Raw genomic sequence first — 10296 nt, 5'->3', positions numbered from 1 at the left:
ACAAACATTTAATAACAAATCATTTCAAGTCCGGTAAAGATTGCTTCGCGCCCTGATTAATACCCAACTGCGGTAATAAATCATTCACGGCGGTGGCGTAATTTACCAGCGAATATCCGCTGTCATATTTCGCACTGATTTGTGAAAACTTCGCCTGGAATACATCCTGTTCGACGCTCAGCAAATCATTTAACGTGCGCTGGTTAAGCTTATATTCGCTTTTGTACACATCACGCGAGCGTACAGAATCCTGCAATTGTTCGGCGCTGGCCTGCGCCTGCCCTTCGGCTCCTGCCCAATTGGCATAAGCCACTGACGCTTTTTGCAGAATATCGAGCTTGGCCTGATCAACGACCGTCCCGGCGATATTTTTCCGCCCTTCGGCCTGGCTTACACGCGCAGATACCGCGCCTCCCTGATAAAGCGGCGCACTGACGTGTAACTGAATCTGATTATTCCAGTACGGATCATTTTTGGTTTCATAACGCGTACGGTTTGCCTGCAAACTCAGCGTCGGCAAATAATCAGATTTTGCTTTACTCACTTCATAAGAAGCGGATTCTTTTTGTGCCTGTGCATAAAGCACCGTCGGAATTTTGGAATAATCAATGTTGTTTGGCATCACCGGCGCACTGAATTTATCGGCGGCAAAAGGCTTATAAGATTTCGCGTCCACGCCGGTGAGCGCGGTCAATTGTGCTTTCGCCGCGGATAAACTCGCCTGATATTGTTTCAGCGTCGAGCGCATACCGGAAATACGCGACTGCGCCTGCAATACGTCGGAACGGGTGGTTAACCCGGCGTCAGAACGTAAAGAGGACATTCTTCTGACGTCTTCCAGCGCGCGGATATTCTCTTCCACCGCCTGCGTAAGCTCCTGATATTTCAGCACGTCCAGATACGCCGTGGCCGTTTGCTCTGCGACGTCGGACATTGTTGCCAGCAATTTGTAGCGGTAGCTTTCCTCAGAAGATTTCTGCTGATTCACGCTGGCATTGGTTTTGCCGAAATCGTAAATCAGCTGTGACAAGGTCATACCGTACGCAGCCGCATTGTTAAGGCTGTTTGAGAAATCCTGCTGCGTTGAGCTACCGGTATTGGCGTTCAGCCCCACCTGCGGGTACCACGCGCTCTGCGCTTCGCGGATCTGCGCCTGGCCGATCCCCATCTGGTACGCCTGCTGTGTGACCGACGGGCTGCGGGAAAATGCCTGCAAGATCGCCGTTTTCAGGTCCACAGACTCCATCCCTCTCAGGGAAGGTGCTGAGGCCCATTCAGTTCCCCCTTTTGTAACATCCGCATGGGTTACAAATGGCAGAGCCAGGCATACAGTTAAAACGCTTAACTTTCCTGCGACTTTTCTGATTGAATTTTTCATCTGACACTCCTGTCATTTTCCTTGCCGGAAACATCCTGGTGCAGCCTTCGCACAGTTTCCGGAACCCACATCCCATCTGACTTTCAGGGGTATTATTGCAATGTTCCTGACACAGAAAAAGCCGTCCTAAAGTACCAAATCCGCTTGAAACACATTGATTGGGGGCGAATATTCCTATTAAAAACATTCATGACATGTATGGATTAATCTTAAAAATCAGGATGTTATTTTTCTAACATAAGGGAAAAATCTGATAACCAAAAATGGTCTGAGGGATGGCAATTTGATTACAACAGCGACATTAACATTACAAAAATCGGTCACTTCCTAGGGAAATTTGCGGAATCCTTACAAATAAATGCGGGGGAATTTGCATTATTTTGCGGTTTTGGGACGAAAAACACGCGACCAGGGTGAGATTATTCTGAGTAAAAATCCCCGAATTTTCCTCTTAATCATTTCATCTACAGGTGAAGAAACAGCGCAATAATAATCGGGAAAACAGTTAAGAGAATTTCATGCTCTGGCAGAATTATCGTTCAGAGATCGCCGTAATAATAAAGCCAGCAGGAAGCCATTCTCAGGTTCCTGTTTGGATACAAAGACAGCAGCATGAAATGACGCTATATTGGTATGACAAACCCAATGTCAGATCGCCCTCTCAGCTTTCGTTTTCATTTTTAAACGAAGGTAGCCTGCGCAAATGAGTATCAGTCAACGACGCTATGACGATAATATTCATACATGCATTTGAGATGCGTCAAAACTCTCTATAGATTTATCGATTAATGTATAACCACGTCAGCTTTATGGAGTAGTCTAAGATTATTTAAGTATTATATGTAGAAACGAAAAATAGTCCTAAACGGGTAACATAAACCCCTCCCTCGATTGATGATTAATTTTGATTTTCAATGAGTTAGGCGATTAATCCGAGAATATTTAATTACATTGTAAGAAATTAATAACCTTGGGTTACATTGACGGTAGGATCCAGAATATATATTATGATCACAGGCATATTGGATGGTAATAACAGAGGCAAACTATCGAACATATGCAATTTCTTTACGGAGAGCGGGTTCATTTAAAGGAATGAATTAATGATGCGCATTGCACTTATTGACTCATGCACATTCACGTATAACGGGCTAAAGCATTTATTCACTTTAACTCATATACCAAAAGGCATAACTTTCAATCAAATCAGTGCGGAGGAAGCGTTAGACAGAAGTAATGAGAACTACGACATCTATATAATTGAACCAGGTGAAGTGAGTTTCGAATTTAATATCGATAAGTTTATTTATAATCTGAAGTCTATGAGCCTGGTCAGCAGCAAGTTTGTTATTTTGAGCGATAATGTGATTGTGAACAGCCGCCTGGCCGATTTTCACTTATGCAAAGCGCATGCCTTCTCGAAGAGCTACTTCTTCTTTGACAGCCTGCTGACCGAGAAGTACGACGCGATACGCCCTTTTGTAGAGGATTATCTCCTCTCGAAAAACGAAGCGATTTTGCTGCGGTGCTTATCAAAAGACCCGACAATGAGAAATATTGAGAAAATCACGTCGATTCCCATGTCGAATCTTTATTACTATAAATACAGCGCCATGAAAAAGCTTAAACTGAAGAATACTAAAGAGCTCTTCAGTTACCTCAACCGGGTGCTTAATCACTCCCTCTGACCCACAGCCTGGCTTGATATAAGCCAGGTTATTGTATCTTGCTTATTGCATCAGGTACTTGTACAACTCAATCGAGTTTTTCAGCCCCAGCTTCTTCATCGCATTCCGCTTATGCGTACTAATCGTCTTACAGCTCCGCCCTAATTTCTGCGCAACATTGGCATTGGTCTTCATGGTTTTAATTTCCATCAAAACTTCCCATTCCGTGGCCGTTAAAAATTTTTGCGAAGACTGCGCGGATGTCGCTTTCTTTTGCTGAAAATAAGGGCTAATCGCCCGCTGATAATTCAAATCAGAGGCACCGGTAATAAGCATTTTCCTGAGCACGGAGATTTCCTCCTGTTCCGAGATAATCATATCAATGCTTTCATCAGACAGTTGCGCCAGTTTATCATTTTGCTCAATTTTAGTGACGACAATGACCCGCGGGGGAATATAAAGGAAATTCATTCTCCGGATAAATTTCATGACCGCATTGAAATCATCCGAGGCATCCTGAACCTCGAGAATAATACTGTCGATCCCCGTCCCTATTCCTGAATTGTAAAATTCAGCCAGTGAACTGAAAGCATGTGTTTTTAAATCAAGCTGATTCAGAACAGCCGAAATTGCCAGCCGTTCATAATAACCTGAATGAATTATCACTGTTTGTTTCATTAATCATTCCGTTGGTAATACTTTCCGTTTATCTCCCTTTCAGGGGAAAATTCTTAGACACCCTGAATGCATCGCAATCTTAATTCGGGATATTTTTCCTGTCGATATTTTGAGAATTTCAAGCGTCTCGTTAGGATTTTTACAGTCATATCATAAAAATCCATGAATTGATTACAATTCATCATTAATTGATTATCAATCAAGTGACGGATGAAATAATTCACTGAAATACCCCCACAAAGTCAGAACCTTATTCTTTATAGTCTTTGCGTGCTTTAAAAATTTTGTCTGATTGACATTGTTTTTTCGCGCTCACTTCTGATCAATAAATCCGCACATTTCAGCCGAAATTGATCACAAACAAGCGCAAAACGTTTTTTGCTGCAAATATTCTAAGAATTTTAGAGTTTATGAGGCGAAATATCTGAGTTGTGGATCAGTTGGTGTTTTCAGCACGAAATGTTTGAAACACGTCATGCAGAAACGTGATCCGGACGTGGCAGGGCTCAAATCCATAAAACACGAAGGACCGGATAATGCGAATATCGGCAAGTATTTGGGGAAATGACTTCACGGGCGATTAGCCTGCGGTTCCAAACTTATCCTTCAGGAAAAAACGATGACGACCTTAAACGACAGACTGGCATGGCGCTACGCCACTAAAAAATTCGACCCAACCAAAACCGTACCGGCTGACAAGCTTGAACGCATCATCGAGGCCGTCCGCCTTGCGCCTACCTCAAGCGGCCTGCAACCGTTTGAGCTGTTTGTCGTCACTAACCCGGAAGTTCGCGAAAAAATCCGCGCCGTTGCGTGGAATCAGGCGCAGGTTACCGATAGTTCTCACCTGCTGGTATTCGCCGCCTGGGATGACATCACCGAAGAACGCGTAAACATGATGTTCGACCTGACCAACGACGTGCGCGGTTTCGTCAATGAAGGCTGGGAAAACTATCGCAAAATGCTGCTGGGGATTGTCGCTGAGCGCGGAACCGAAGCTAACTATCAGGCCGCCGCCCGTCAGGCTTACATCGGTCTGGGCGCTGCGTTAATCGCCGCCGCTTTCGAAGAAGTGGACGCCACGCCGATGGAAGGTTTTGACCCGGCAGCCGTCGATAAAATTCTCGGTCTGAAAGAGAAAAACCTGCGCAGCGTGATCATTCTGCCAATCGGCTATCGCGCACACGAAGGCGACTGGCTGGTGAACCTGAAGAAGGTACGCAGGAGTCGTGAGAATTTTGTGACTGAAATTAAGTAAACTGTGGGTGGTTGCCCGAACTGGCCTTAGTCAAAATAAAATTCAAGGTCGTGGGCGTCGGCCCACACCGCTAAAACCTTGGGTGGCCGCCCGAACTGGCCTTAGTCAAAATAAAATTCAAGGTCGTGGGCGTCGGCCCACACCGACTTGGGGGCGGCATATCGCCGCCGCCCCCAAGACCCCCGGGCTCTTTTACTGCGCGCTATCGCTGGGACGATGGACATGTTCCGCCATATCCGCGGGTGGCGCGAAATCTCGCCGCTGCGCGGTACCTTCCCTACGGGCTTCGAGCCTTGCGGTCTCGAACCCTCGGTCAGCAAAATTTCTGAGCGCGCCATCCCACCATTCAAGAGAATCGATATTCATGCTTCTTCGTTTTTCAAAATAATGAATGGTATGGCCAGGTTGCGAACTAACAGCCATTGGCCGCTTTCAAAAATCACGCCAAAGCGAGAGGTGGAAAACCGCGTATCTTTTTGCGCGGTTTGTAACCCGAGTGGAGGGAACCGCGCAGCGGCGGGATTTTGCGGCAATAGATGTGGCTGCTGAAACATAGCCAGCAAGCGATAGCGCGCAGTGAAAGAGCCCGGGATTTTCAAGGGGCGCGGCGATAGGCGCCTCTTAAGGCCAGTTTGGGTGGCAACCCAAGGTTTTAGCGGTGTGGGCCGACGCCCACGACCTTGAAGTTGATATTGACCGACATCCCCCCTCTTTCATTTACCTGATGACAACCCGGCACGTTCTGTGCAGGATCAGATTTTTATTTCCGGGGATCATCCATGAACGCAAAAACGGCATCGTTAGAAGGCCGTATCCGCCAGCATTGGGATCAGCTCTCTTTGCACGAACAGCGTCTGGCCGATGTCTTGCTGGCAGCGCCGGGACAGTTAGCCATGAATACTGCAACAGAACTGGCGCAGAGCGCGGGGGTTTCCAAAGCCACTGCGACGCGGTTTTTCCGTCATATCGGCTATGAAAGTTATGATGCCGCCCGCCGTCAGGCGCGTGAAATGCAAAACAGCGGCTCCCCGCTGTATCTTCAGGCTGTGCCCAGCGCTTCCCCCCTTGATACATTGATACAAAATCATCTGGAAAAAGAAGTCTCCAGTCTGGTGAATACGTTCCGCTCGCTGGAAACGGAGCAACTGGAAGCCTGCGTGGAGACGATTGCCCGCGCGCGGCGCGTTGTGGTGATGGGCTGGCGCCACAGTCAGACCATCGCCATGCTGATTTACCGCGATCTGGTTCATATTCATCCCGATGTCCAGCTGCTGCCGCGTGCCGGGGATTCTCTGGCGGAACATCTGGCCATGCTGGGCCCGCAGGATATCGTGATTTGCGTGGGCCTCCGCCGCCGCATGCCTGCACTGGAAACGGCCATGAACGCCCTGCACGAAATGCATGTGCCGATGCTGTATATCTCCGATGTGCTGGCCGGTAAACCGGCGAAACATGCCAACTGGGTGCTGCGCTGCCACACCGATGTAAACCTGATTTTTGACAGCACCGTCGCCCTCTCCGGCGTCTGTAATCTGCTTTGCTCACTGGTCGCCCGCAGTATGGGGAAAACCGGCAGCTACCATCTCGCCACTATCGAAACCCTGCACCAGAGCCTCGACGAGCTGGAATAATGCGCCGTTACAGCGCACCGGCTGCGCAGTTTCTCACCAAATCAGTGCGGCGGCGTTTACGGACGTCGCTTTTTTTTCGGTTGATATGAAATCCTAGAAATTAAATTAGCAAACAAAGAAACACTTGTTTCTTATTGATTCACTGAGAAAAAAGGGTTCCCTGTTGAGATTACCGTTCATCCATCAGAAAACTGGCACGGAATCTGCTCTGGTAGGAATGACATTTCACCAACACCAGGGAAACACCATAATGAAAAAAACAGCACTGCTGATCGCCACTTTGCTCACGCTCGGCGCAGCAACAGCCGCTCAGGCTGATACTTTGTCAGACATTAAAAGCAGCGGAAAAATCACCGTCGGCATCGACCCGACCTTCCCGCCTTATGAGTTCACCAACGATAAAGGCGAAATCACCGGTTACAGCGTGGCCATCATGGAATCGTTCGCCAAAGACCTCGGCGTGAAACTGGAGTTTCAGAAAACGGCGTTCAGCGGCATTTTGCCTGGCCTGATTTCAGGGTCATTCAATGCCGAAGGTTCTTCCCTGAATGTGACCGCCGAGCGCGCCAAAAAAGTGCTGTTCACCACGCCTTACAGCAAAACCGTCAACGGTGTACTGGTGCGTGAAAACGAAGCGAAAAAATTCAGCAGCAAAAAGCTGACGCCTGACGATCTTTCCGGGCTGAGCGGCGCGGTAAAAAGCGCCAGCGTGCCGGAACAGTTGCTGAAAGGCTTTAACGAAACGCTGGCCAAAGAAGGCAAAAAGCCCATCACGATTATCAGCGTTGATACGCTCGATCAGACCGTCAGCACGCTGATGACCAAACGCGCCGACTTCGTTTATGACGATATTTCGGTACTCGCGCCAATTGTTAAAAAATACCCGAATAAAGTGGTGCAGGTCGGCGAGGCCGGGCCGTCGCAGTGGATGGCGTGGGCCACGCGTAAGGACGATGTCAGCCTGAACAAAGCCATCAGCGATCACATTCTGGCGATGCAAAAAGACGGCGAGCTTTCGGCGCTGCAAAAACAGTATCTCGGCACCACGTTTACCGTGCCCGCCAGCGATTTCATCCCTCAGGAGTAAGTTATGTGCCAATCAACGCTGACGGTGCCTGCCGGTCACGGCAAAACCTTCGAGGTGAAAAAAGGCCAGTTTATTACCGTCACAGACACCGGGGGGCAACAGGCCGCCGACTTTGTGGCGGTGAATGCGGACGATCTCAGCGAGAAGCTTTCGCCGGTGCATACGCGCCAGCATCTGCGCTCACTGTTCTTCAAACCCGGCGACGCGCTGTGGTCGAGTGAAAACCGCCCGATGCTGCGCATTGTGGCTGACACGATTGGCATTCACGATGCCAATGTTCCGGCCTGCGACCGCACGCGGTTTAGTGTCGATTTTGGCGTAGAAGGCCACCGCAACTGCGTGGATAACCTGCTCGAAGGTATGAAGGCGCACGGTGTGACGTATTTCAGCCTGCCGGAGCCGTTCAATCTGTTTCAGAACGGGCCGGTGACCGCCGATGGCCGGATGGAAGTCACGGATCCGAACAGTAAAGCGGGCGACTGCATTGTGTTTGAAGCGCTGTGCGACCTGATTTGCGCCGTGTCTTCCTGCCCGCAGGACATCATTCCCGGCAACGGTTTACAGGTCACGCCGATTGATATTCAGATCAGCAATCATTACCACGGGGAGATTCAGCATGCTGTTAATGCGTGAGGCCTGGGCCGAAAGCGACGTGCGTCCGCTCGCCGCGCCTGTCGAAATCAAAGCCGGAGAAGCGGGTTCCATCCGCGTGCTGCGCGGCCAGTTGCTGCGCATCACCGCGCTGGGCGAAGGTGCCGTGGCGTCGTTGTTTGGATTCAGCCTGACCGATCCTGCCGTGTGGCTTTCCGTGCATCACACCCGCGTATTCAGCAACAGCTATCTGCTCGGTTCAGGGATGCGGCTGGTGAATAACCGTCGCCGTCCGGTGATGGTGCTGGGGAAAGACAGCGTGAAGCGCCACGATCTGTTGCTGCCGGGATCGACCCGCGCATGGCTGGCACAACAGGGTTATGAAGGTGAAGGCTGCATCGAAGCCGTTCAGGGCGAACTTGCGCGGCTGAACATGGACGTGCCGAAACTGCCGGATCCGATCAATCTGTTTATGCACGTCCGTCTGACGCGTGAAGGCGAAATTCTGCCGGAAACCAACCGTACGCAGCCGGGCGACAGCATCACCTGCCGCGTGGTGGCGGACACGCTGTTTATCGCGTCGGCCTGCTGTACCGGCATCGAAGGTAATGATAAACCGGCGCCGCTGCGGCTTTCGGTAGCGGAAAATCTGTCCGCATTCGGCGTGGAGTAACGCATGTTGGGGCTGAGTGAACAGGTGATCGCCGCACTTCCCGAGTTAGGGCATGGCCTGCTGATGACGGTGATCCTGACCGTTCTCGCGGCGCTGCTCAGTATCGTTCTGGGGCAGATTGTCTGTTTTCTCCAGCTTCGCCGTGCATGGCCGTGGCGCGCGTTCGGGCGGCTTTATGTCAGCCTGATGCGCGGCACGCCCGCCATCGTGCAGCTTTTTGTGGTGTTTTTTACCCTGCCACGTCTGGGGCTGGGCGGGCATCCGATGCTCGCCGCCGTGCTGGCGATCGGGATGAACAGCGGCGCGTACGTCGCAGAGATCCTGCGCGTGAACCAGAGTCTGGTCACTAAAGGCCAGCGCGAAGCCGCCCGCACGCTGGGGCTGAGCCGGTGGCTGACGTGGTGGTTTGTGATTAACCCGCAAATCCTGCGCGCCAGCCTGCCGATGCTGGTCAACGAGTTCACCATTTTGCTCAAAACCACCCCGCTGGCGTCGGTAGTGGCACTCACGGAACTGACCTACGCCGGACAAATTGTGATTGCGCGAACCTATGACGCGACACAAGTTTTACTGCTGGTATCGGCGGGATATCTGCTGATTGCGCTGCCGTTGATTGGCGCAGTGCGCCATCTGGAAGCGAAACGGAGGGTTGCGTAATGGACTGGCAGGCGATTCTCAGCTCATTGCCGTCGCTGGGCGAAGGCATGGCGGCCACCCTCAAACTTTGCGCCATCGCGGCATTTTGTTCATTGCTGTGGGGCACGCTGATGGCAACCGCGTTAATGCGCGCCCCGCCGTTCTGGCAGCGGGTCCTGCGTATTTACACCAGCCTGACGCTGGCGCTGCCGCTGTTGATCGTCATTTACCTGCTCTATTTCGTGTTGCCGGAATATGACATCACGTTCACTTCGCCTCAGGTGGGCGTACTGGCGCTGACGTTGTATTACGCGCCGTATATCGCTCAGGTGATCCGCTCTGCCGTTGAGGCGTTGCCGCGCGGCCAGTGGGAAGCCTGCCGGGTTCTGGGGCTGAGCCGCACCGAACAGTTGCGCGATGTAGTGTTACCTCAGACGCTGCCGCAGATGTTGTCGCCGCTGGTCGGGCTGATGATCGGTCTGATTAAAGATTCGGCGCTGCTTTCGATTGTTTCGGTACAGGAATTTATGTACGCCGCCAAACAGGCGATTTCTGATACTTACGCGCCGCTGGAAATCTATCTCACGGTGGCGCTGTGTTACTGGGTGCTGAACAGCCTGATTGACTGGCTGGCGCGCCATATTGAATTTCGCATGACGCGCTATCGTCGCGGCATGCAACATTAACCAGGAGAAAA

General features: G+C 50.9%; 10 protein-coding genes. 8 read left to right on the top strand and 2 right to left on the bottom strand.

Annotation, left to right across the window (positions count from 1 at the left end; translation table 11 throughout):
* Window positions 1–19: 19 nt before the first annotated feature.
* Complete coding sequence (locus IV433_RS18290; RefSeq protein WP_229893485.1) at window positions 20–1246, bottom strand: TolC family outer membrane protein; 1227 nt, start codon at window positions 1244–1246, stop codon at window positions 20–22.
* A 1235-nt stretch (window positions 1247–2481) separates the two neighbouring features.
* On the opposite strand from IV433_RS18290, the gene IV433_RS18285 reads away from it, so the two are divergent.
* Window positions 2482–3066 (top strand): hypothetical protein, encoded by a 585-nt coding sequence (locus IV433_RS18285; protein ID WP_195815352.1) that lies wholly within the window; start codon window positions 2482–2484, stop codon window positions 3064–3066.
* A 42-nt stretch (window positions 3067–3108) separates the two neighbouring features.
* On the opposite strand, the gene IV433_RS18280 is transcribed toward IV433_RS18285, so the two are convergent.
* Window positions 3109–3723 carry a helix-turn-helix transcriptional regulator gene (locus IV433_RS18280; RefSeq protein WP_195815351.1) on the bottom strand — a complete coding sequence of 205 codons (615 nt, stop codon included), beginning with the start codon at window positions 3721–3723 and terminating at the stop codon, window positions 3109–3111.
* A 619-nt stretch (window positions 3724–4342) separates the two neighbouring features.
* Here IV433_RS18280 and IV433_RS18275 point away from each other — a divergent pair.
* From IV433_RS18275 to IV433_RS18245, 7 genes are all read left to right on the top strand, one after another.
* The gene (locus IV433_RS18275; RefSeq protein WP_195815350.1) at window positions 4343–4981 is read left to right on the top strand and encodes an NAD(P)H-dependent oxidoreductase; all 639 of its coding nucleotides are present in this window, start codon (window positions 4343–4345) and stop codon (window positions 4979–4981) included.
* A 779-nt stretch (window positions 4982–5760) separates the two neighbouring features.
* On the top strand, window positions 5761–6612 hold the full coding sequence (locus IV433_RS18270) for a MurR/RpiR family transcriptional regulator (RefSeq protein ID WP_195815349.1): 852 nt from the start codon (window positions 5761–5763) through the stop codon (window positions 6610–6612).
* 250 nt (window positions 6613–6862) lie between these two features.
* Window positions 6863–7699: a transporter substrate-binding domain-containing protein gene (locus IV433_RS18265; protein ID WP_195815348.1), complete on the top strand. Its 837-nt coding sequence runs from the start codon at window positions 6863–6865 to the stop codon at window positions 7697–7699.
* Between the two features lie 3 nt (window positions 7700–7702).
* Window positions 7703–8332 carry a DUF1989 domain-containing protein gene (locus tag IV433_RS18260; protein WP_195815347.1) on the top strand — a complete coding sequence of 210 codons (630 nt, stop codon included), beginning with the start codon at window positions 7703–7705 and terminating at the stop codon, window positions 8330–8332.
* Complete coding sequence (locus IV433_RS18255) at window positions 8316–8963, top strand: urea carboxylase-associated family protein (RefSeq protein WP_195815346.1); 648 nt, start codon at window positions 8316–8318, stop codon at window positions 8961–8963. The genes IV433_RS18260 and IV433_RS18255 overlap by 17 nt, the downstream gene beginning before the upstream one ends.
* Before the next feature lie 3 nt (window positions 8964–8966).
* Complete coding sequence (locus tag IV433_RS18250; RefSeq protein WP_195815345.1) at window positions 8967–9620, top strand: amino acid ABC transporter permease; 654 nt, start codon at window positions 8967–8969, stop codon at window positions 9618–9620.
* Window positions 9620–10285: an amino acid ABC transporter permease gene (locus tag IV433_RS18245; RefSeq protein ID WP_195815344.1), complete on the top strand. Its 666-nt coding sequence runs from the start codon at window positions 9620–9622 to the stop codon at window positions 10283–10285. Before IV433_RS18250 ends, IV433_RS18245 begins: the two co-directional genes overlap by 1 nt.
* Window positions 10286–10296: the final 11 nt, after the last annotated feature.

Source organism: Rahnella laticis (assembly GCF_015644585.1).
Classification (GTDB): Bacteria; Pseudomonadota; Gammaproteobacteria; order Enterobacterales; family Enterobacteriaceae; genus Rahnella; species Rahnella laticis.
The sequence above is the reverse complement of the archived record's forward strand: the minus strand, read 5'-3'. Positions and strand labels throughout refer to the sequence as shown.

What these genes read in the sequence shown, in the direction of transcription:
- IV433_RS18255 (WP_195815346.1), top strand. Translation starts at nt 8,316, where the DNA reads ATGCTGTTAATGCGTGAGGCCTGGGCCGAAAGCGACGTGCGTCCGCTC.
- IV433_RS18285 (WP_195815352.1), top strand. Translation starts at nt 2,482, where the DNA reads ATGATGCGCATTGCACTTATTGACTCATGCACATTCACGTATAACGGG.
- IV433_RS18250 (WP_195815345.1), top strand. Translation starts at nt 8,967, where the DNA reads ATGTTGGGGCTGAGTGAACAGGTGATCGCCGCACTTCCCGAGTTAGGG.
- IV433_RS18275 (WP_195815350.1), top strand. Translation starts at nt 4,343, where the DNA reads ATGACGACCTTAAACGACAGACTGGCATGGCGCTACGCCACTAAAAAA.
- IV433_RS18270 (WP_195815349.1), top strand. Translation starts at nt 5,761, where the DNA reads ATGAACGCAAAAACGGCATCGTTAGAAGGCCGTATCCGCCAGCATTGG.
- IV433_RS18265 (WP_195815348.1), top strand. Translation starts at nt 6,863, where the DNA reads ATGAAAAAAACAGCACTGCTGATCGCCACTTTGCTCACGCTCGGCGCA.
- IV433_RS18280 (WP_195815351.1), bottom strand. Translation starts at nt 3,723, where the DNA reads ATGAAACAAACAGTGATAATTCATTCAGGTTATTATGAACGGCTGGCA.
- IV433_RS18245 (WP_195815344.1), top strand. Translation starts at nt 9,620, where the DNA reads ATGGACTGGCAGGCGATTCTCAGCTCATTGCCGTCGCTGGGCGAAGGC.
- IV433_RS18290 (WP_229893485.1), bottom strand. Translation starts at nt 1,246, where the DNA reads ATGGAGTCTGTGGACCTGAAAACGGCGATCTTGCAGGCATTTTCCCGC.
- IV433_RS18260 (WP_195815347.1), top strand. Translation starts at nt 7,703, where the DNA reads ATGTGCCAATCAACGCTGACGGTGCCTGCCGGTCACGGCAAAACCTTC.